The sequence below is a fragment of the Symbiopectobacterium purcellii genome, from assembly GCF_019797845.1.
GTDB lineage: Bacteria > Pseudomonadota > Gammaproteobacteria > Enterobacterales > Enterobacteriaceae > Symbiopectobacterium > Symbiopectobacterium purcellii.
In genome coordinates, this window is sequence record NZ_CP081864.1 from 693,492 (window position 1) to 715,107 (window position 21,616).

Genomic DNA, 21,616 nt, shown 5'->3' on the forward strand with positions numbered 1-21,616 from the left:
TTCTCTCACCTGCCGCTTATTGCCATTTACGGTGGTACGCACCCAGCGTGGTCTGCGTGCCTTCTGCCACTGCCCCGAGCGCCGACATCCACTCCGCACTCGGGGTGAAGGTGCTGGGAGACGCGAGGCAACGGTCAATGGCTTGTCGCCAGACGCGGGTGATTTGGCTGACGTAGGCTGGGCTGCGCTGGCGTCCTTCTATTTTCACTGAGGCAATGTTGGCTGCCATTAGCTCCGGCAGTAACTCCAGCGTATTCAGGCTGGTTGGCTCTTCCAGTGCGTGGTAACGCTCGCCCCCGACCAGATAACGCCCTTTGCACAGGGTAGGATAACCGGCATTTTCATCGTCCTGATATCTGTCGATCAGGACATTGTTCAAGCGCGATTCCATCCCTTTTTCGGTTTGCTGCCAGCGCACAAAACGAGCAGGCGAACAGGAACCCACGGTATTGGGAGATTCTCCCGTCAGGTAGTAGGAGAGGTAACAGCGACCTTCAGCCATGATGCACAGGCTGCCGAACGCGAACACTTCCAGCGGCACCGGACTGGTTCGCGCCAACTGTTTAACCTGATGGATCGACAGCACGCGAGGCAGTACGATGCGGTGAACCGCAAAATGGCGCTGATAAAAACGAATTGCCTCTTCGTTAGTGGCAGATGCTTGTACAGAGACGTGCCGTTCAATATGCGGATAGCGCTCTGCGGCATACTCAAGCATGGCAAGGTCAGCCAGGATCAGCGCATCGGCCCCCATGTTGGCGGCCATATCGACAGCGCGCTCCCAGCGTTGATAGCCGTTGGGGTGGGCGAACGTATTGATGGCGATATGTAGTTTGCGCTGATGGCGATGCACATAGTCGCTCGCCTCCTGCAACTTTTTGTCCGTGAAGTTCAACCCGGCGAAGTGGCGTGCGTTGGTATCGTCTTTTAGCCCGATGTAAACAGCGTCGGCACCGTTATCAATTGCCGCTTTCAGTGCGGGCAGGTTCCCTGCGGGGCACAGTAATTCCATACGGGTTTCCTCATTCATCAGGCTGCCTGATGTCATGTCAGGGCTGATGCAGGGGGGGGCATGCGGAAAATGGGTATATACCCGTCATACTTCACGTTGCAGGTGTGTTGGCTGCGTTCACTCACCCGAGTCACTTACCTGGGTAAGCTCCTGGGGATTCGTTCGCTTGCCGGCTTCCTGCAACTTGAGTTATTTAGGGTATAACAATCGATTATCAACGCATGACCCTTCTTTAACGTTAGGGAATCTTAATTAACCCGCTGGTGCAGGACTTTGATTTAGGCCAGCTTATCGTGTAATGAATAGGGATTGCTTGCATGCATTACCGAGATTTCCGTGCATAATAATGAAATTATTGACCCGGCATCGCGTCTGCTGTACTGGGCTGTGGCAAAATAGCCTGATGAGAAAAGCAGCACATGCGGTGCGCATGGCCTGAGTGGAGCCTGCGTTCGGCGGGTGAGTGGCTTGGATTGAACGGTTTGCTTTATAAGGGGTACATCAGTGTTGGAAAAACTACGGGCACAGATTGTGCGTCAAGGTCCGGGCTTGTTAGGTAAGCCTCTGAATTTTAACCCATTTGCCATACAGCGGCAGGTGTTGGAACGGGTGCTGAGCTGGCAGTTTCAGCAGGCGTTGGATGAAGGCGAGCTGTCATTTCTGACAGAACGCTGGCTGAAAGTAGAAGTCCGTGATGTTGGGCTGACCTGGTTCGTCACCTTGCGAGACGATCGCCTGGTAGTGAGCCAGCATGAAGTGGAAGACGTCAGTTTCAGTGCTGAAGCCAACGATCTGGTGCTGATCGCCGCACGTCGTGAAGATCCCGATACGCTGTTTTTCCAGCGTCGCTTGCGCATTGAGGGGGACACCGAACTGGGTCTGTATGTTAAAAACCTGATGGATTCTATCGATCTGGATGCCATGCCTGCGCCGTTGCGTATTGGCCTGCTGCGTTTAGCCGATTTCGTTGAGGCGGGATTACATGAGGGCGCGATGCACGCTGACGATCGCGCGGCTACAACATGTTAGTACGGGTGGAAATTCCGGTAGATGCAGCAGGTATTGATGCGCTGCTGCGTCGTGCGTTTCCCACCTCGGCAGAGGCCGAACTGGTTCATCAACTGCGAGAAGACGGGCTGTTAACACTTGGCGTTGTCGCGACGGATGACGAAGGCGTAGTGATGGGATACGTCGCTTTTAGCCCGGTAACCATCGCAGAGGAAGACCGACAATGGGTCGCTTTGGGGCCGCTGGCGATAGATGAAACGCTGCGCTGCCAAGGATGGGGAGAAAAACTGGTTTACGAAGGGCTGGATGCGCTAAACGAGTTTGGCTACACCGCCGTGGTGGTACTTGGTTCTCCTGCATATTATGCCCGTTTTGGCTTTGTGCCTGCGCGGGAGCAGCAGTTACGCTGCCGCTGGCCTGATAGCGATGACGCCTTCCAGATGTATCCGCTTTCCGATAACCATTTTGAAGGCGTGAGTGGCATTGTGGATTATGCTGCGCCCTTCCAACGTTTTCTCCCCTGATCGCTTCAGGGAATATCGATGCATATATAGTCAGAGAGTGCCGTCGGCTGGTCGCGTACCAGCCTCTCTTTTTGCTGCTTGCTCAGTTGCTTGAGACGGTATTCCAGCCGTAACGCCGTGGTGTGATCCCCCACTTCACAGTGATACACCAGTGTCAGTTCGCCTTTTCCTCGCAGTGCCTTTGCACCCTTTCCATCCTGATGTTGTGCCACTCTGCGCGTTATATCGCGCGTGATGCCAGTATAAAGTGCGCCGTTGGCGGTGCGCAGCATATAGAGTTGCCATTGGGGGCGTAAGGCGTCTGTCATGGGTAAGGGGCATCTTTATCAGTCACGATAAGCGCAGTGTAGCCCGAAGCGCTGAATTCAAAAAACCTTATATTTAATGCGTCTTTGATGTAACGATAACTTTACTTGCCTTGATAATATAACGCGACGCACTTCCTTTTTAGTATGAATAGCCCCCTTTTTAAAGGGCATAAGATGTAAATATATCTTATCGGGGCGTTCATTGTTTTTAAAATTTTTTTTGAGACGCGATGAATACTTTAATCCAGGGATCGCTATGCTGGTAAATCTTCTATCCAGGGATTTTTCTATGAGCATTAAATTAAAATTGATTTCAGTTATGACGTTGATGGCATTACTACTGGGTGTCGTTACGATAATAGGACTATCGGGTATTAATAACGTTAATCAGTCGATGAAAACCCTGTATAACGACAGGTTGGTGGCACTGGGGTATTTGGCTAACGTCACTCGCCAGACGGACAGCGTGATGTTTGAAATCGCCAGCGTTGATCTGGCCCAGCCAGATAATGTCAGTAATGCGCTAGGCCAGATTGAAAATGCACTTAAAACCTATGATCAACAATGGACGCTATACAGTAATACCTATCTGACAGGCGAAGAGAAAACGCTGTTTGAAAAGTATGCTGCATTACGCGAAACGTATCATCAGAACGTTATTATTCCTGCTATCAATGCCATAAAGAATCATGACAAAGATAAGTTGGAAGATATTATTAACCATTCGCTAAAAAAAGAGTATTTACCGTTACAACAGATTATCGACCAGCTTATCAAGCTTCAGTCTGACGTCGGCAGTGCACTATATTCTGAATCTCAAAGTGATTTGAGTCAGATATTATCAATGGTTGTGATTATATTTTTAGCCGGTGTCTTGATAGTAGCCTTTTCCGGCTGGCGATTGATTATGTCGATTGCGGTGCCCATCAAGCATGCGGTTGAAGTGGCGAGGAGCGTCGCGGGTGGCGATCTTACCCATCAGGTTGACATCACGTCGCGTGATGAAATGGGGCAACTTCAGACGGCATTACAAGAGATGATGCTGAACCTGACTGGTATCGTTGAACGCGTTCACCGCAATGCCGATATCATTGCCACAGCGTCCGGCCAGATCAGTAGCGGCAATATCGACCTTTCGTCTCGCACCGAGCAACAGGCCAGTTCTTTGGAAGAGACGGCTGCTTCAATGGAGCAAATCACCTCGTCGGTAACGCTGAATGCGACCAATGCAGCACATGCCAGCCAGCTGGCGGTGTCTGCCTCTCAGCAGGCGGTCAAAGGCGGGGACATGATGGTGGAGGTGATTGCGGCGATGGAGCTGATGGTGACCTCATCGCAGAAAATTACCAGCATCATTAACGTGATTGAGGGCATCTCGTTTCAAACCAATATTTTGGCACTCAATGCCGCCGTAGAGGCGGCGAGAGCCGGTGAGCAAGGGCGTGGTTTTGCCGTGGTGGCCGGAGAGGTACGTTCGCTGGCGCAGCGCAGTGCCAGTGCGGCTAAAGAGATTAATGAGCTCATCAACGCCTCGGTTGAACAAGTGAGCCAAGGTCGTCATGTCGTCAGGAATGCGGGTAATGCTATTCAAGAGGTGGTGACGGAGATTAAGCAGGTGGCCTCACTGGTGACCGAAATCTCCACTGCCAGCCATGAGCAAAGTTTAGGGATTGGGCAAATTAATACGGCGATTTCACAAATGGAGACGGTCACTCAGCAGAACGCGGCGTTGGTGAATGAATCTGCTGCTGCCAGTTCGCTGGCAGAACGTGCAGAAGAGCTCAGTATGGCCGTTGGTGCATTCCGCATCTGATTATCATCAATCGAAACACAAGGATGTGTTTCTCTCTGACCCGTTATACCCATCATATTTCAAGTTGCATGTACGTTGGCTGGGCTTATCCACTCGAATCACTTACTTGAGGCAGCTCATCGGGATTCATTCGCAAGCGCTGTTCAAAACGTTAACGTTTTGTCCTGCAACTCGAATTATTGAGGGTATATAACGTCCTTGCCGCCCCATTAATAGCCCACGGCACATCGCGATCTCTCCTCCCGTCTTATACTTATCGAGCAGCATGGTGGAAGAGTGACTCTGACCGCATTAATGTTGTTTAAATTACATTATACTTGTTTTTTGTTATTATTCTCACAATAAAGCGTGAAAAACCATAACATACAGGATATTGCTATGACTGACTTAACTGCTGTAGCGCAACGTGCGCTGGGGCTAATGGATTTGACCACCCTGAACGACGATGATACACCAGCGCGGGTGATCGCACTCTGTCAGCAGGCGCGCAGCGCGGCAGGAAACACGGCTGCCATCTGTATTTATCCCCGTTTTATCCCACTGGCGCGTAAAACGCTGCGTGAGCAGGGCACGCCAGACATCCGTATTGCGACCGTAACCAATTTTCCTGAGGGCGGTGATGATATTGATATCGCCTGCGCGGAAACCCTGGCGGCGATAGCCTATGGTGCCGATGAGGTGGACGTGGTGTTTCCCTATCGTGCATTAATGGCGGGGGACACGGAAACCGGTCATACGCTGGTGGCTGCCTGCCACACGCTGTGCCAGAAGGCTGGCGTGCTGCTGAAAGTGATCATTGAAAGCGGTGAGTTAAAAACGGATGCCTTGATTCGTCAGGCAAGTGAAATAGCCATCGATGCTGGCGCCGATTTTATTAAAACCTCCACGGGAAAAGTGGCGGTTAACGCCACGCCGCACAGCGCTGAAATCATGCTGCAAACCCTTCGTGATAAAAACGTCGGCGATCGCGTGGGCTTCAAAGCCGCAGGCGGTGTGCGCACCGCACAGGATGCGGCGATTTACCTGAAGCTGGCTGATGACATCATGGGTGAAGGGTGGGCCGATGTCCGCCACTTCCGCTTTGGCGCATCCGGCCTGTTAGGCGATCTCCTGACTACGTTGGGGCAGAAGGGCGCTCCCTCGTCGTCGGGCTACTGATGGCGTGGTGCATTACGGCAGTTTGATCGGGAGGCATGGCTGTGTTTCTGACTCAGGAAATCATTCGCAACAAGCGTGATGGCAAGACGTTGAGCGAAGATGAAATTCGTTTTTTCATCAATGGGATATGCGATAACAGCGTCTCAGAAGGGCAGATCGCCGCGCTGGCGATGGCCATCTGTTTTCGCGACATGACCATGGATGAGCGCGTGGCGCTAACGCTGGCGATGCGCGATTCGGGCAGCCGATTACACTGGGGCGATCTCAACCTGAATGGTCCGCTGGTGGACAAGCATTCGACGGGCGGCGTAGGCGATGTCACCTCCCTGATGCTGGGACCCATGGTGGCGGCGTGCGGCGGCTATGTGCCGATGATATCCGGGCGCGGTTTGGGCCACACGGGCGGCACACTGGACAAACTCGAGTCGATACCCGGCCTCAACATCTTTCCGGAAGACGAGCGGTTTCGCGACATCATTCGTCAGGTTGGCGTGGCGATCATCGGGCAAACCCGTTCTCTGGCACCTGCCGATAAGCGTTTTTACGCCACGCGTGATATCACCGCAACGGTCGACTCTATCCCATTGATCACCGCCTCAATACTGTGTAAAAAGCTGGCGGAAGGACTGGATGCGTTGGTGATGGATGTCAAAATGGGCTCGGGCGCTTTTATGCCCACTTACGCGCTGTCGGAACAGCTGGCGCAATCCATCGTTAGCGTAGCAAATCGAGCGGGTTGCCGTACCACGGCGCTGTTAACCGACATGAATCAGGTGCTGGCATCGAGTGCGGGTAATGCGTTGGAAGTCCGTGAAGCGGTTCGGTTTTTAACGGGTGAGCACCGTAATTCCCGGCTGTATGATGTTAACATGTCGCTTTGCATTGAGATGTTGCAGGCAGGCCGTCTTGCAGAAACCCCTGATGTGGCACGCCAGCGTCTGCAAGCGGTGCTGGATAGTGGACGCGCCGCTGAGGTATTTGGCCGTATGGTGGCAGCACAGGGCGGGCCAACGGATTTTGTCGAGCAGATGGACGCTTATTTACCGGTAGCCGTACTCAGTAAACCGGTGTTTCCCGTCCGCAGCGGTATCGTTACTGCGATGGATACCCGGGCGCTCGGCATGGCGGTGGTCGCGCTAGGCGGCGGTCGTCGTCAGGCGGGGGATGCTATCGATCACAGCGTCGGGTTAGACGCTGTGGTGAGCGTGGGCGAGAGCGTGGGTGCCTCGCGTCCTCTGGCGGTAATTCATGCCAACAGTGAAACCGTATGGCAAGCGGCGGCGCTGGCGGTGCAAACCGCCATCAGCATTGGTGATGAATCGCCAATAGCCATGCCAATGGTTTATCGCTGTATCGGTGCCGATCAGGCTGATTAACCGCGAGTCACTGGTGCAACATCGAGCAACGCAAACGTCGCTTACGAAAGATGAGAGAAAACAATGAAACGTGCATTTATTATGGTTCTGGATTCATTCGGCATCGGTAGCAGCGCAGATGCGGCGCGTTTTGGCGATGCCGGTTCTGATACCCTTGGTCACATTGCGCAAGCCTGCGCCGAGGGCAAAGCCAATCAAGGTCGTAGTGGGCCACTCCATCTGCCGAACTTAACCCGTTTAGGGCTGGGCAAGGCGGCGGAAGCCTCTACCGGGCATTTCCCTGCGGGATTGGATGCTAAGGCAGACATCATCGGTGCGTATGCGCACGCCAGTGAAATATCCTCTGGTAAAGACACGCCGTCGGGCCACTGGGAGTTGGCAGGGGTGCCGGTGCTGTTTGATTGGGGCTATTTCAGCGATCAGGAAAACAGCTTCCCACAGGCATTGTTGGATTTGTTGGTAGAACGTGCCAATTTGCCGGGGTATCTGGGCAATTGCCACTCTTCCGGCACCGTTATCCTTGAGCAACTGGGTGAAGAGCACATGAAAACCGGGAAACCGATTTTCTACACTTCGGCCGACTCTGTGTTCCAAATCGCCTGTCATGAAGAGACCTTTGGGCTGGACCGATTGTATGAACTGTGCGACATCGCGCGCGAGGCGCTTACCGATGGGGGCTACAACATTGGGCGTGTTATCGCTCGCCCCTTTGTTGGCGATAAGCCGGAAAATTTTCAACGCACCGGTAACCGTCACGATTTAGCCGTTGAACCGCCTGCGCCTACCGTACTGAAAAAACTGGTGGATGAAAAAGGCGGGCAGGTGGTTTCCGTTGGCAAGATTGCCGATATCTATGCCCAGGTGGGGATCACTAGGAAGGTCAAAGCGACCGGTATCGATGCGTTATTTGATGCCACGCTGAAAGAGATGGATGCCGCAAGCGACGATAGCATTGTCTTTACCAATTTCGTTGATTTTGACTCTTCCTATGGCCATCGACGCGATGTTGCTGGCTACGCAGCAGCGTTGGAACTGTTCGATCGCCGCTTGCCGGAAATGCTGGCGCGGGTTAAACAGGGCGATATTCTGATTCTGACCGCCGATCACGGGTGCGATCCCACCTGGCCGGGCACCGATCACACCCGCGAACATGTGCCGGTATTGATCTATGGGCCGAATGTGACGCCGGGTTCGCGCGGGCACCGCTCCACGTTTGCTGATGTCGGCCAAACGGTGGCGCACTATTTTGGCGTGTCCGCTATGGACTACGGCACCTCGATGCTGTGATCGCCGGTATTTACTGAATTCACACGACGTACTCTATAAGGAATCAAAAAATGGCAACGCCACATATCAATGCGGAAAAAGGGGATTTTGCCGATGTTGTACTGATGCCGGGCGATCCGCTGCGTGCGAAGTACATTGCCGAAACCTTTTTGGAAAATGCCCGTGAAGTCAACAATGTGCGCGGCATGCTGGGCTATACCGGCAGCTACAAAGGGCGCGCGATTTCGGTGATGGGGCACGGTATGGGTATCCCGTCCTGCTCTATCTATACCAAAGAGCTGATCACGGAATACGATGTGAAAACCATCATTCGTGTTGGCTCCTGCGGTGCGGTGCGCGAGGATGTGAAGCTGTATGACGTGGTGATTGGCATGGGCGCATGCACGGATTCAAAAGTAAACCGTCTGCGCTTTAAAGATCATGACTTTGCAGCTATTGCCGATTTCGATCTGGTGCGTAATGCGGTTGACGCGGCTCAGGATAAAGGCATTACCGTTCGGGTGGGCAACCTGTTCTCTGCCGATCTGTTCTACACGCCAGACCCGCAGATGTTCGACGTGATGGAAAAATACGGCATTCTTGGCGTCGAAATGGAAGCCGCGGGGATTTATGGCGTCGCGGCTGAGTTTGGTGCCAAGGCGTTGGCCATTTGCACCGTCTCTGACCATATTCGCACCGGCGAACAGACCACGTCGCATGAACGCCAAACCGCGTTCAATGACATGATCACCATTGCGCTGGAATCTGTGCTGTTGGGCGATCGCCGCTAATCCGATGGGTAGCGCTCATAAAAAAGCCCCGGCATCTGTTTGGCCGGGGCTTTTGGTTATCAGTTCTGCGTGATTACAACGCGGTCAGGGTACAACGGGCTTATTTAATGGCTCGCGTAGGAACCTGTGCTGCACTGTTAAACGTGATTTCGTTGATGGCACTCCATTTATTGGTATCGGTGCCAAACGTTTCCAGCTTGATAAAGCGCGCGTTGACCGCAGGGAAGGTGAATTTCTCCCCCTCTTTGGCATCGTTAGACGTGACCAGATTATCAGCCAGCTTGGTCCAGCTCTTGCCATCAGCGGAGTAGGACACAGAGAACTTCAGCTTGCGCTCTTCCGCTTTGAACGGCACCAAGACAAAGTTTTCAATGGATTGCGCCTTATCGAGTTCCAACTGCACCCAACCTTCACCGTTTACCGCCCAACGCGTTTTGTTGTTACCGTCAGCAATGTTGGCTGGGGTATGGCCCTTATCGGAGTCATAGCCGGAAGCGGTAACATTGGTGACTTGCGCGGCGGTAGCAGAAAGTGAAAACAGGCCTAACACACAGGCAGTGACCAGAGCGTATTTTTTCATTTTTTTACCTCATTCACAGGGATAAAGGAACGCAGATCCGTTGCGTTAATGTGAAATGAGAGTATGAAAAAAAAGAAATGCTATTTCAGTTACCCGCGTCGCGTTATTGCGATCGGCGTAGCAGCAAAATGTGGTCAGCCTTTTATACCTGTTGTGCGTTTGCGGTGTTCTGCGCGCAAACGTGGGCAGCTCGGGCAGAGAGCTCCGCCTTCCAGACGATAAATCAGACAGCAGTGCCGCCGTTCCTTTTTTTGCTCACCAGAGGGAAGGGTACGTAAACGGATCGGTTGATACAGACGATTTTTTTCGCCGTTGGCAAGCTCTGCTCTATCAAGTAAATCAGCAGCGTGGCGCACATCCGCCCCCTCTTGTTCCGCCTGATTCATCCCCTGGTAAAAACGCACGCCAGCATTATTCCAAAACAGCGCCGCACTTAGCCCTGAGAGTGCGGAGAGCTGTTGGCATACGGGAGCGATGTGTTCATCGATCAGCGGTAAAAAAGCCTGCCACTGGCGCTCCTCAACTGGACTGCCGAGCGAGGAGAGCACAAAGCGTTGTGGCGTGCCTTGTTCGCTCTGCACATAAGCAATATCAGTCAGATGATAAGGAAGTTGCCACTGATGGCGCAGGTGGACATAGACCCAGGGTGCAACCAGTAACGCAAAATACCACTGTGACCATCTGGATATCAGGTAGGGAATCGCCTGCTCTGGCTGCCCTTGGGTCAGCGTGTGCAACCATGATGGCAGTCCCGCTGTTAGCGGCGCTTGCAGCAGCGTAGTGGGAAAAAGTGCGGCCCCGTCAGGCGCAGAGAGCAAAAAACGCGTTTCTATTGCGCGTCTGATTTCCGCATGTTGTTGTTCTAGGCCACAGCTATTCACACCGACTCCGATGGGGCATTGGCAACAGAAGGAGGATTTTGCATAATACGACGCAAAATTGGAATGATAATAATTACTTTTCTCATGATTGGCTTATCGGGTGCTTTTTCTCGCCGTCATTTATTGAAACTGGCTGCGCTCTCTCCATGGTTTACGTCGGGCTTTGTCTCGGCATCTGACCCTATTGTCAATCTTGAGCGGATAATCGCGCTGGAGTGGCGACCCGTGGAACTGCTGATGGCTCTGGGCATTACGCCGCTTGCCGTGGCGGAGAAGGGCAATTATCACCGATGGGTGGTGGAGCCAGCGTTGTCTGACCGTGTGATTGATGTCGGGTTACGCAACGAGCCCAATATGGAATTGTTGCAACGCCTCAATCCCTCTCTGTTTCTGGTGTCGCAAGGGTTTGGGCCCGATATTGAACCATTGACCCGTTTGGCGCCTTGCTTCGCGTCAGGTTTCCGCGATGCGCAACACCAACCGCTTGATGCCGCCCGGCGCGATCTGCTTTTGCTCGGCCAACGCTTGAACCTGACGCGTATTGCTGAACAGCATCTGATCGAATGTGATCGTGAACTGGATACCCTGGCACAACGGCTTGGTGCTTATTCGCCCCGTCCTTTGCTGCTGTTCTCGCTGCTTGATAGCCGCCGTGCGCTGGTTATGGGCCATAACAGCTTGTTTAACAACGTGCTCACCCGACTCGGCTTAACCAATGCCTGGCAGGAAGAAACCAACTTTTGGGGAAGCGCCGTGGTAGGCATTGAGCGCCTGGTGCGCTATGAGGATGTTCAAGCGCTGTTCTTTGTTCAGGGCGATACCGCACTGCTGGATGCGGTGTCCCAATCAGAGCTGTGGCGCATGATGCCCTTTGTTCGGGACAACCGCTGGAAGACCTTGCCTGCGGTCTGGTTTTACGGTGCAACGTTCTCAGCGCTACGCTTTGCACGGCTTCTGGTGCAGGCGTTGGAGTCGAAGGCATGAGAACTTTTGGCCTGCTGTGGTTATCTGCGCTGACGTTGGTGGCAATTGGGCTCACTGGCGTGAATTTTAGTCAACTGGTACCGTCACACCTCTGGTGGCACAGCATCTGGAACCCGGATGGGCAAGATGCCAACCAGATGTTGTTTCATTTCAGCCTGCTACCCCGGACGGTGCTGTCACTGCTGGTAGGCTCCTCATTGGGGCTGGTTGGCGTGTTGTTTCAGCAAATTTTGCGTAACCCGCTGGCGGAGCCTGCGACGCTCGGCGTTTCTGCGGGCGCGCAATTAGGCTTGGCTCTGGCAACGCTGTGGGCCCTGCCTGGCGGAGAGACAACGCGGCAGTTGGCGACGATTGTTGGTGCAATAGCAGCGGGTGCCATTGTGTTTGGGGTGGCATCGGGGCGGCGTATGTCGCCCATTACCCTGATTCTCGCCGGATTGGTGGTGGGTCTGTATTGTGGTGCGGTGAAAAGTTTGCTGACGCTGTTCAACCATGAACGTTTGCAAAGCCTGTTTCTGTGGGGCAGCGGTATGCTCAATCAGTATGACTGGAGCGCCGTTTCGTTCCTGTGGCCTCGGATGCTGATTGGCCTGGTGATCGTGTTATTGATGATCCGTCCGTTAGCGATGCTGGCTTTGGACGACGCTGTGATCCGCAGTCTGGGGGTAAACCTGACGATGGCGCGTATCGCCGGGTTGGGCATCGCCATGGTGCTGAGTGCCATGCTGGTGAGCGTAGCCGGTGTGATCGGTTTTATTGGTCTGTTTGCCCCGTTACTGGCGCGCATGTTGGGTGCCAGAAGGTTCGGGCCGCAGCTTGCGTTGGCGATGCTGGTGGGGGCTCTGCTGCTGGTCATCAGCGATCAGTGCATCATTCTGCTTGCACACTACTGGCGCGAGGTACCGACGGGGGTTGCGACCGCACTGGTGGGCGCGCCGGTTATGCTGTGGTTACTGCCACATCTGCGCCATGTGAATGTGCCTTCGGTGGACACGGTTCACCAATCGGTGCGTGAACGCGCGCTGAGCACGCCGCTATTGACCCTCTACGCGGCGTTGTTGCTGCTCCTTCTGTTGATTGCGTTGGCCAGCGGACAAGATCAAAACGGCTGGTACTGGTCGCTGCATGAGATGTGGCAATGGCGCTGGCCGCGCGTGACTGCCGCGCTTTCAGCGGGTGCGATGCTGGCTGTCGCGGGCGCCTTGATGCAGAAGTTGACAGGAAATCCGATGGCCAGCCCGGAAGTGCTGGGCGTCACCTCGGGGGCTGCTTTTGGCGTGGTTTTGCTGCTGCTGTTGGTTCCGGGGGATGTGTCATCGTGGCGTTGGCTGGCGGGGAGTGCCGGTGCGGGTGGCACACTGCTGCTGATCATGCTGTTGGCGAACCGCGGCGGTTATTCTTCCAGTCGTCTTCTGTTGGTGGGGATTGCGCTGAGTACCGTGTTTTCTACCCTGCTGACGTTTATTTTGGCGAGTGGCGATCCCCGTACCGGCGCGCTATTGGCCTGGCTGGCCGGTTCAACCTATAAAGTCAGTCCGCAGCAGGCGTACATATCGGCCCTTATTGCACTGGCATTACTGAGCGCTACCCCGCTGATACGCCGCTGGATTGCCATCATGCCGCTGGGCGCGAGCGTGGCCCAGTCCGTGGGGGTTGCGTTGCGTCCTGCGCGTATGTTGATTTTACTGCTGGCGGCAGGCCTGGTCGCAACCGCGACATTGGTGATCGGCCCGCTTAGTTTTGTTGGTTTGATGGCGCCCCATCTTGCCCGTTTTCTCGGGTTTCGCCGCGCATTGCAACAGGTTGTTATCGCTGCATTGCTTGGCGGCATGCTGATGCTGATTGCCGATTGGCTGGGGCGCGTGTTGATTTTCCCTTATCAAATTCCTGCCGGTCTGTTAGCGACATTCCTGGGGGCGCCGTATTTTATCCTGCTGTTACGTCGGCAACATTCTGCCTGAGAGTAAGAAGTAAAGCGTATCGCTGCTTGCATTTGTAAATCGAATTCGCATAATTGCGAAGCAGAATAATAATGATTTACATTTGCAATAAAGGGATAAAAATGACAGCGTTAATTCATATAGCACGTAAGCCAACCCGGCTTGCGGTGCTCATCGGGGCGTTCTGTGGCACGATGGCATTGCCGATTCTGGCACAGGACACCGCCTCAGTGGCTGCCAACACGGCAGCACAGCCGGCCTCTCCAAGCGATGGCGCAAACAGCAAAGATACCATGACGGTGATTGCCAAAGCGGAAGATAACTTCCGTGCCGGTGGCGATCAGTTGGTGCCTGCTTATCTGGATGGACAGATCGCCAACGGCGGACGCGTCGGCTTCCTCGGCCAGCAAAATGCGCGCGATGTGCCGTTCAATGTCGTCAGCTACACCAGCAGAATGATTGAATCACAGCAGGCGCAAACCTTGGGCGATGTGGTCAAGAACGATGCCTCGGTGCAAAGCGTGCGCGGCTACGGCAACTTTGCGGAAGCCTACCGTATTCGCGGCTTTAAACTGGACGGCGATGACATCACCATGGGCGGCCTGTTTGGTGTGATGCCGCGTCAGATTGTTTCCACCAACATGATTGATCGGGTTGAGATCCTGAAAGGGTCCAACGCGTTTCTTAACGGTGTTTCCGCAGGCGGCAGCGGCGTGGGCGGTGCAGTAAACGTGGAGCCTAAACACGCTGACGATGTGCCGCTCACGCGCGCTACGCTGGACTACACCTCTTCCTCACAGGTTGGGGGCGCGCTCGATGTTGGGCGGCGTTTTGGCGACGATAACCGCTTTGGGGTACGCGTCAACCTGCTGCACCGCGAAGGCGAAGCCGCGATTGACGATCAACGCGAGCGGGTTTCATTGGCCGCCGTCGTGCTGGATTATCGTGGCGATCGTTTCCGTTCCTCACTGGATGCGGGCTACCAGCATCAGTATCTGCACGGTGGGCGTTTGGGGATTAACGTTTCGACTACCGGGTTACAAGCCATCCCTGAACCGCCAACCAATACCCATAACTACAGCCAGCGCTGGATCTACACCGATATGAAATCCCGCTTCGGGATGCTGCGCGGCGAGTACGATCTGGATAATCATTGGACGCTCTATTCTGGCCTTGGCCTAAGCAACACCGAAGAGATAGGCAATTACAGCACGCCGAAATTGACCCTGGCCGGTGACGGTAGCGCGACGCTCGGGCGTTTAAGCACGGCGTATATCGCTCAGAACACTGCCTCGTTGGCGGGTATTCGCGGTAATTTTGATACCGGCCCGATCAAGCACGAAGTCAACCTGGGTTATTCGGGTATCCATACCAAGACCAAAGTGGCGTACACCATGTCCAAGTATGACTACGCCACGAATATCTATAACACGCCAGTAGTAGATTTTCCTGCGACCACCAGCAGCGCTGGGAGCATGGACTCACCGAAAATACGCAACCGTATGCAAAACTGGGGGCTGGCACTGTCGGATACGCTCTCGGTGCTGGATGACAGCGTGCGCTTTACCGCCGGGCTGCGCCGCCAGGAGATTCTGGTGCGCAATTATGAATACTCCGGTATTGAGAGCGGCACCGGGGGGCGTTTTGATCGTACTAAGGTGAGCCCGGTATTGGGCATTGTGGTAAAACCCTGGGAACACGTTTCGCTTTATGCTAACCACATTGAGGCATTGCAGCCTGGCACCAAAACGTCATCCTCGGAAGCGTTGAACCGTGGACAGGTATCAGGTATCTACGTCGCCAAGCAAAATGAAGTTGGGATTAAATTTGACTATCAGCGCGTCGGCGGGTCGCTGGCGTTTTACGAGATCAAGCGACCAAACAGCTTTATCGATCCTGTGACCAAGCTCTATGGTCTGAACGGCGAGCAGCGTAATCGCGGCGTGGAACTGAATGTGTTTGGTGAGCCGATGTATGGTCTGCGCCTTAACGGCAGCGCTACCTGGCTGGATGCCACTCTGACCAAAACGCGCGCAGGCGCCAATGACGGCAATGACGTGGTGGGCACACCCGGTTACCAACTGGTGTTTGGCAGTGAATATGATATCCCCTCGGTGGAGGGCTTGACGCTGTCTGGCACCGTGTTGCGTTACGGTTCACAATACGCCAACGAAGCCAATACGTTAAAACTGAAACCCTGGACGCGATTGGATCTGGGTGTGCGCTACAGTACGCCAATGAACGATCATACGCTGGTGTGGCGTGCCAATGTCGAGAACGTCACCAACGAAAAATATTGGGCCTCGGTGGATGATAGCGGAACGTACGTGACACAGGGCGATCCGCGCTCGCTGAAACTCTCGGTATCCGTGGATTTCTAATACTGACCGCGCCTGTTGCCAGGATTTACTGGCGCAGGCGCGTTATGATTTACAGCGGCAACGCCATGATCACCGCATCTTCGCGCCCATTGGCCGCCGGGTAATAGTTACGCCGCAGCGACACTTCGTTAAACCCCAATTGCTCATACAGGGCGATGGCGTTGGCGTTGGACGCGCGAACTTCCAGCCACAGCGTGGTAATGCCGCGCGCCTCCAGCGTTTCAATCAGTTGTTCCAGCAGATGCCGACCGTGGCCTTGCCGTTGGTGGGTGGGATGCACGGCAATATTGAACAATGTCGCTTCATCCAGCACCACCTGGGTAATGGCAAACGCCACCAGCGCATCGTCGAGCGTTAATTTCAGGTTCAGGTAGCATTCGCCCTGATTACTGTTAAAGGTGCTTTCCGTCCACGGAAAAGCGTGGCTTGCCTTTTCGATGGCAAAGGCAGCGTGCAAATCGTGGGGCGTGAGGGGCGAAATAACGTGCATGATAAACAACCTGAATTAATGGGCCTCTGAGGCTGCCAGCAAGGGAAGATGTTCACTGATTTGTTGCCACAGGGCGCGTTTGGCACTGGGGTTGGCGTAAAGCGCGTCCAGCGTCGGACTGTTCAATTGCACACCCGTCCAGGTGGGCGGCACATCAACCCCCAGGCACCAGCTATGGCAATGCGTCGAGGCGGGTAGCATGGCAATCTGTTCCGGTGTAAGGGGATACACCTGTTCAGGGCGCAGTGAGAAACTGTGCAGCACATCGCCAATCAGAGGGTCATGGGCGGCGGGGAGCGGAGTGGCAACGATCACCAGACGCGTTTGAGCGGGCAGGGTAACGGCAATCTCGCCCTGCAACACCGTGGGGCGACGTAACGTCCACTGCGTAATCCCCATCTGTTGTAAAAGCCAATCGCGTCTTGGTGCCATGATATCCCGTGCTCGGTTCGCCATGATAGCTGCGCTATGCTAACAAACCTGATACGGATGCGCCAATAAAGTGAACCGCAGCAGCGCGTTCCCCTTTACGCCTGATAATGACCATTGCCGTATTTTTCACACCGGTCTCAGCGGAAAGTAAAAGAGTTCACGTTAATGACGCTTCAATGTGATTTGTTGCAATGAGTACCAGATGCGCTCTTTGTCGCTGTCTTTTAAGTTAGCCTGGTCAAGAATATGGAGAAAGGTGACCTTGTCGGTGAACTGCTCGCCTTGAGTCAAGGTTGCCGTAATGCAAGAGAGAATATCGGTGTTCAACACGCTTATTTTTGATCTTACCTGAGGCAGTGGGTCTGGCCGCCAGCCACTTTCTGCAACAGACAGCCAGTCAGCGCGGTAACGATATTGGATGGCTTTAGCGGCATCCATCTGTGCCTGGATAAACGGTTTTACCGACTCGCCGCGCAACCCGAGCTTTTCTGCCACTGCGACTGAGTTGGTCAGCACATTGATTTCCTGAGGGACGTCTTCAATAGCAAGGTGTTTTTCCGCTTTATACCCTGCCACATCCTTCATGTAAGACAACCGCTGGTTAATCAATGAGGCCAGATCGCCGCAATCAGCCGGGGAGGCTAATGCTGTTTCGGAAAAAAACAGTCCGGCTAAAAGTAGCGACCTTGCTGACACTTTACTAAACATTTAACGTCACCTTTTGCTGTTAGGGGGATATATGCCTTCGATGTAGATTCCATCGATGGGAATAATAGCGGGTCAGCCAAATGCGTTAATAAACGCAGGCTTAATAGATAGCCATCTCGCGTACCTGCGCGTCATTGCCAAAGCTGGCAACGGCGTTGTGTTTGCATTCTTGCCGTTTTGCGCCCCTGCAACCGGGTGAATTTAGGGTATAATCGCCGTTCTATTTTTGAGGAGCGAACACCTGATGTCAGCATTAACCCCCGCCAGTGAAGTGATACTGCGCCACAGTGACGAATTTATTTCACGCCGCGTGCTGTTTGCCGGCGACATTCAAGACACGTTACCAGCGCAGTTTGACGCGGCGGAGGTGCACGTGCATCTCACGCAATATCACCACTGGTTACCGCTGAACAAAGCCATGGGCGATAACGCGCAGTTTGGTTTGCTGGTGGATGCTGAGCAGGTTGCCGCTTGCGATACCCTGATTTACTACTGGCCGAAGAGCAAACAGGAAGCACAGTTCCAGCTCGCCGACCTGTTATCGCATATTGCCGTTGGCAGCGAGATTTTTGTAGTGGGTGAGAACCGCAGCGGTGTGCGCAGCGCGGAAGGCATTCTCGAAGGCTTTGCCACCTTGACCAAAATTGACAGCGCGCGGCGCTGTGGGCTTTACCATGGTCAATTAGACGCTTCTGTTGAGTTTAATCTCGATGACTGGAAAGACAGCTATTACGTCGAGGATGTGCCGGTCGCGACCTTGCCGGGCGTCTTTAGCCGCGATGGTCTTGATGTCGGCAGCGCGCTGCTGTTATCCACCTTTGCGCCGCACATGAAAGGCAAGGTGCTGGATATTGCCAGCGGCAGTGGCGTAGTGGCAGCGGTGTTGGCAAAACAGTCCTCTAAGCTGCGCTTGACGCTGAGCGATGTCAACGCGGCAGCGTTGCTGACCAGCCGTGCGACATTGACGTTAAACGAATTGGAAGGTGATGTGATTGCCAGCGACGTTTACTCGGATATCGCCGGGCGTTTTGACCTGATCGTCTCCAATCCACCGTTTCACGATGGCTTGCAAACCAGCCTGAGTGCGGCCGATCGTCTGATTCGTGAAGCGCCCAAGCACCTGAATATCGGCGGGCAGTTACGCATTGTCGCTAACGCCTTCCTGCCTTATCCGGCATTGCTGGATGCCACTTTTGGTAACCATGAAGTGCTGGCGCAAACCGGGCGCTTTAAGGTGTATCAGGCCACATTAACGCGTGCCAGCAAGCATGCCAAATCGACTGCTCGCTAACCGTGTACGGGCCTTGGTGATACACCGAGGCCCGTAATGCTGCTACTGGTATTGCGTGTCACGCGCGGTTAGCGGAGACTATTAATGGTGGCCATGCTCTCCGTGCCGTAACGTTCGCCTGCGGCGGCGGCGAAGGGGAAGATGGCTTCAATCGCTGCCACTTCCTCTGGTGCCAGTTGAACATCCAGTGCGGCGATATTCTCCTCCAGATAGCGACGACGTTTGGTGCCCGGAATTGGCACGATATCGTCACCCTGCGCCAATACCCATGCCAGCGCCAACTGCGAAGGGGGGACGCCTTTTGCCTGCGCCAGTTGTTCTACTTGCTCAACCAGTGCCAGGTTTTTGGCGAAGTTATCCCCCATAAAGCGCGGATTGGTACGGCGGAAATCATCCGGAGCCAAATCCTCCGGGCTGCGTAACGTACCGCTTAAAAAGCCACGCCCGAGCGGGCTATAGGGGACAAAGCCAATCCCCAACCGGCGGCACGCCGGGAGGATCTCCGCTTCCACATCGCGCGTCCAGAGAGAATACTCCGTTTGCAGCGCGGTAATTGGGTGTTCGCGGTGTGCGAGTTCCAGCAATGCAACCGGCGCTTCACTTAATCCGATGTAGCGGATCTTGCCAGCGGTCACCAAATCGCTCAATGCGCCGACGGTCTCTTCAATCGGTACGCTCGGATCGACGCGGTGCTGGTAGTAAAGATCAATCTCATCGACACCGAGGCGTTTCAGGCTGCCTTCGACTGCCTGGCGTACATAATCCGGACGACCACAGACACCGCGTGCATGCGGGTTGCTCGGATCGCGCATGATCCCAAACTTGGTGGCGAGCACCACCTGCTGGCGTTTGCCTTTGATGGCGCGCCCGACCAACGCTTCATTGGTGTGTGGGCCATACATATCGGCGGTATCCAGTAGCGTAACGCCCAGTTCCAGTGCGCGGTGCAGCGTGGCGATCGCCTCTTTTTCATCCTGCGCGGTCGAATAAAAGTCGCTCATGCCCATGCAGCCAAGCCCGATGCTGGAAACCAGCGGTCCCGTTTTGCCAAGTTGACGTTGTTGCATTGTGTATTCTCCCTCGCTCGTAAGATGGAAACAGTGTGATTGTTCATGTAATAAAGATAAATGGCGGATAATGTGCAACACTGTTCGAAAATCACCAACAATTGGGGTGTGGATGGATAATATTCAGGCGATGCGCACCTTTGTGCGGATTATCGAACTGGGTAATTTCAGTCGGGCAGCTGAAAAACTGAATTTACCGCGTGCCACCGTCAGCCATACGATCAAGCGGCTCGAAGCGCGTCTTGGCGTCCGGTTGTTGTTACGCACTACGCGTCAGGTACAGGTGACGGCTGAAGGACAGATTTACTACCAGCGCTGCCTGCGATTGCTGGCAGAGATAGACGAAACGGATACGCTGTTCTCACGCCAGAAATTGCGCCCTTCCGGGCGTATTCGCGTCGATATGCCACACTCGCTGGCGCGTGAGATTGTGATTCCCGCGCTGCCGCAGTTTTATCAGCGCTACCCAGAGATTACGCTGTGCCTGAGCGCCAATGATGCATCGATTGATGTGCTGCGTGAGGGGGTAGACTGTGTACTGCGCGCCTGGCAGGTGGAAGATGAGTCGTTAATTGCGCGCCATCTTCCCGCGTTGGAGCAGGTAACCTGCGCGTCGGCAGAGTACATTGAGCGCTATGGTATACCTAAAACGCTGGATGATTTAGCCACACATCAAGCAGTGGGCTATTTCTCTCAGCGCACCACCCGCCACTATCCGCTGGATTTTATGTCGCAGGGGGTGTGCGAGCAGCGTACCCTAAACAGCCAGATCGATGTCAGCGGGGCGGATGTCTATGTGGCGGCGTGTCGTGCCGGATTGGGGCTGATCCAGTCTCCGCGTTATGGTGTGCGGCACTGGTTGGAAAGCGGTGAACTGGTGGAGGTTCTGCCTGAGATGCCGCCACCGGATATGCCGTTATATATCATGTACCCTGCCGGGCATTTCCTGGCACCGCGCGTCAGCGTGTTTATCGATTGGTTGCGGGAGTGCTTCGCGCGTCCGTTATAAGGTCAATATGACGATTTTTGCAGCAAACCCAGCGCCCAAGCGGAAATAATCATTGACGTTGTTGAGAAAATCTCTAGAATTCGCCCCCGTGGTGGCACGATGCAGATCGTGTGACGGCGTTGCGAAGGTGGCGGAATTGGTAGACGCGCTAGCTTCAGGTGTTAGTGTCCTTCGGACGTGAGGGTTCAAGTCCCTCTCTTCGCACCATTTCTTAATGTTTTTCCCTTCTTTTTTATTTATTCGTATCGATCAAACATTTTTCTGGTACTACGGGACATATTGCCCGTTACGGCCACGTCGTTCTGAATGCGACCACTAACGCGCTCAATCCACCCGCCAGTGCAATGCAGGAAGGCAGCAGCAGATAATGGCGCAAGCGGGGATGGAACAGCATGACAGCGGTCGCCAGCAGCGCAATTGCCACGATCAGCTTCCAACTGTTGAGTTGAAGATCGAGCAGTGCAAGCAACGGCATCAGTGCGGCGGGTAGCAGAATACCCCAGGCACTGCTCAGGCGTTTACCCAGACACCAACTGGCACCCCATAATCCGCATGCGGTAATCATTGCGGTTAGCATGGCTGCGTTCCTCTATGGAT

21 protein-coding genes and 1 tRNA gene are annotated in these 21,616 nt (G+C 54.3%); 13 read left to right on the forward strand and 9 right to left on the reverse strand.

The window, feature by feature from the left end; translation table 11 throughout:
* Positions 1-16 precede the first annotated feature (16 nt).
* Positions 17-1,012, reverse strand: a complete 996-nt coding sequence (ubiU, locus tag K6K13_RS03400; protein ID WP_222159535.1) for a ubiquinone anaerobic biosynthesis protein UbiU — start codon at positions 1,010-1,012, stop codon at positions 17-19.
* A gap of 504 nt (positions 1,013-1,516) precedes the next feature.
* Between ubiU and ubiT the strand changes: the two genes are divergently transcribed.
* Positions 1,517-2,041 carry a ubiquinone anaerobic biosynthesis accessory factor UbiT gene (gene ubiT / locus K6K13_RS03405; RefSeq protein ID WP_222159536.1) on the forward strand — a complete coding sequence of 175 codons (525 nt, stop codon included), beginning with the start codon at positions 1,517-1,519 and terminating at the stop codon, positions 2,039-2,041.
* On the forward strand, positions 2,035-2,544 hold the full coding sequence (locus K6K13_RS03410; RefSeq protein WP_222159537.1) for a GNAT family N-acetyltransferase: 510 nt from the start codon (positions 2,035-2,037) through the stop codon (positions 2,542-2,544). The genes ubiT and K6K13_RS03410 overlap by 7 nt, the downstream gene beginning before the upstream one ends.
* 5 nt (positions 2,545-2,549) lie before the next feature.
* On the opposite strand, the gene K6K13_RS03415 is transcribed toward K6K13_RS03410, so the two are convergent.
* Positions 2,550-2,852: a GIY-YIG nuclease family protein gene (locus K6K13_RS03415; protein WP_222159538.1), complete on the reverse strand. Its 303-nt coding sequence runs from the start codon at positions 2,850-2,852 to the stop codon at positions 2,550-2,552.
* Positions 2,853-3,141: 289 nt separating this feature from the next.
* Here K6K13_RS03415 and K6K13_RS03420 point away from each other — a divergent pair, with 289 nt between their 5' ends.
* The 5 genes from K6K13_RS03420 (at position 3,142) to deoD (ending at position 9,256) form a co-directional block, all read left to right on the forward strand.
* Positions 3,142-4,665, forward strand: a complete 1,524-nt coding sequence (locus tag K6K13_RS03420) for a methyl-accepting chemotaxis protein (protein ID WP_222159539.1) — start codon at positions 3,142-3,144, stop codon at positions 4,663-4,665.
* A gap of 378 nt (positions 4,666-5,043) precedes the next feature.
* Complete coding sequence (deoC, locus tag K6K13_RS03425) at positions 5,044-5,823, forward strand: deoxyribose-phosphate aldolase (protein WP_222159540.1); 780 nt, start codon at positions 5,044-5,046, stop codon at positions 5,821-5,823.
* A gap of 41 nt (positions 5,824-5,864) precedes the next feature.
* On the forward strand, positions 5,865-7,199 hold the full coding sequence (gene deoA / locus K6K13_RS03430; RefSeq protein WP_222159541.1) for a thymidine phosphorylase: 1,335 nt from the start codon (positions 5,865-5,867) through the stop codon (positions 7,197-7,199).
* Positions 7,200-7,262: 63 nt separating this feature from the next.
* Positions 7,263-8,486, forward strand: coding sequence for a phosphopentomutase (deoB, locus tag K6K13_RS03435; RefSeq protein WP_222159542.1), 1,224 nt, complete (start codon positions 7,263-7,265; stop codon positions 8,484-8,486).
* Between the two features lie 50 nt (positions 8,487-8,536).
* On the forward strand, positions 8,537-9,256 hold the full coding sequence (gene deoD, locus K6K13_RS03440) for a purine-nucleoside phosphorylase (RefSeq protein ID WP_222159543.1): 720 nt from the start codon (positions 8,537-8,539) through the stop codon (positions 9,254-9,256).
* A gap of 100 nt (positions 9,257-9,356) precedes the next feature.
* On the opposite strand, the gene K6K13_RS03445 is transcribed toward deoD, so the two are convergent.
* Both K6K13_RS03445 and fhuF read right to left on the reverse strand, forming a co-directional pair.
* Positions 9,357-9,836, reverse strand: a complete 480-nt coding sequence (locus K6K13_RS03445; protein ID WP_222159544.1) for a discoidin domain-containing protein — start codon at positions 9,834-9,836, stop codon at positions 9,357-9,359.
* 134 nt (positions 9,837-9,970) lie between these two features.
* On the reverse strand, positions 9,971-10,717 hold the full coding sequence (gene fhuF, locus K6K13_RS03450) for a siderophore-iron reductase FhuF (RefSeq protein WP_222159545.1): 747 nt from the start codon (positions 10,715-10,717) through the stop codon (positions 9,971-9,973).
* Positions 10,718-10,780: 63 nt separating this feature from the next.
* Here fhuF and fhuD point away from each other — a divergent pair, with 63 nt between their 5' ends.
* From fhuD to K6K13_RS03465, 3 genes are all read left to right on the forward strand, one after another.
* Positions 10,781-11,701, forward strand: a complete 921-nt coding sequence (gene fhuD, locus K6K13_RS03455; protein ID WP_222159546.1) for a Fe(3+)-hydroxamate ABC transporter substrate-binding protein FhuD — start codon at positions 10,781-10,783, stop codon at positions 11,699-11,701.
* Complete coding sequence (fhuB, locus tag K6K13_RS03460; protein ID WP_222159547.1) at positions 11,698-13,662, forward strand: Fe(3+)-hydroxamate ABC transporter permease FhuB; 1,965 nt, start codon at positions 11,698-11,700, stop codon at positions 13,660-13,662. The genes fhuD and fhuB overlap by 4 nt, the downstream gene beginning before the upstream one ends.
* 101 nt (positions 13,663-13,763) lie before the next feature.
* Positions 13,764-16,022 (forward strand): TonB-dependent receptor, encoded by a 2,259-nt coding sequence (locus K6K13_RS03465; RefSeq protein ID WP_222159548.1) that lies wholly within the window; start codon positions 13,764-13,766, stop codon positions 16,020-16,022.
* 49 nt (positions 16,023-16,071) lie between these two features.
* On the opposite strand, the gene rimI is transcribed toward K6K13_RS03465, so the two are convergent.
* The 3 genes from rimI to K6K13_RS03480 all read right to left on the reverse strand — a co-directional run bounded on the left by rimI (position 16,072) and on the right by K6K13_RS03480 (position 17,652).
* A complete protein-coding gene (gene rimI, locus K6K13_RS03470) occupies positions 16,072-16,512 on the reverse strand; it encodes a ribosomal protein S18-alanine N-acetyltransferase (RefSeq protein ID WP_222159549.1) in 441 nt (146 codons plus the stop codon).
* Between the two features lie 15 nt (positions 16,513-16,527).
* Positions 16,528-16,944: a DNA polymerase III subunit psi gene (locus K6K13_RS03475; protein WP_222160950.1), complete on the reverse strand. Its 417-nt coding sequence runs from the start codon at positions 16,942-16,944 to the stop codon at positions 16,528-16,530.
* A 162-nt stretch (positions 16,945-17,106) separates the two neighbouring features.
* Positions 17,107-17,652 carry a chorismate mutase gene (locus tag K6K13_RS03480; protein ID WP_222159550.1) on the reverse strand — a complete coding sequence of 182 codons (546 nt, stop codon included), beginning with the start codon at positions 17,650-17,652 and terminating at the stop codon, positions 17,107-17,109.
* Positions 17,653-17,896: 244 nt separating this feature from the next.
* On the opposite strand from K6K13_RS03480, the gene rsmC reads away from it, so the two are divergent.
* Positions 17,897-18,943: a 16S rRNA (guanine(1207)-N(2))-methyltransferase RsmC gene (gene rsmC / locus K6K13_RS03485; protein ID WP_222159551.1), complete on the forward strand. Its 1,047-nt coding sequence runs from the start codon at positions 17,897-17,899 to the stop codon at positions 18,941-18,943.
* A gap of 68 nt (positions 18,944-19,011) precedes the next feature.
* On the opposite strand, the gene K6K13_RS03490 is transcribed toward rsmC, so the two are convergent.
* Positions 19,012-20,010: an aldo/keto reductase gene (locus K6K13_RS03490; RefSeq protein ID WP_222159552.1), complete on the reverse strand. Its 999-nt coding sequence runs from the start codon at positions 20,008-20,010 to the stop codon at positions 19,012-19,014.
* 112 nt (positions 20,011-20,122) lie between these two features.
* On the opposite strand from K6K13_RS03490, the gene K6K13_RS03495 reads away from it, so the two are divergent.
* Together K6K13_RS03495 and K6K13_RS03500 are read left to right on the forward strand one after the other, a co-directional pair.
* The gene (locus K6K13_RS03495; RefSeq protein WP_222159553.1) at positions 20,123-21,019 is read left to right on the forward strand and encodes a LysR family transcriptional regulator; all 897 of its coding nucleotides are present in this window, start codon (positions 20,123-20,125) and stop codon (positions 21,017-21,019) included.
* 121 nt (positions 21,020-21,140) lie between these two features.
* Positions 21,141-21,226, forward strand: a tRNA-Leu gene (locus tag K6K13_RS03500).
* A gap of 79 nt (positions 21,227-21,305) precedes the next feature.
* On the opposite strand, the gene K6K13_RS03505 is transcribed toward K6K13_RS03500, so the two are convergent.
* Positions 21,306-21,596: a DUF1435 family protein gene (locus tag K6K13_RS03505; RefSeq protein ID WP_222159554.1), complete on the reverse strand. Its 291-nt coding sequence runs from the start codon at positions 21,594-21,596 to the stop codon at positions 21,306-21,308.
* Positions 21,597-21,616 lie beyond the last annotated feature (20 nt).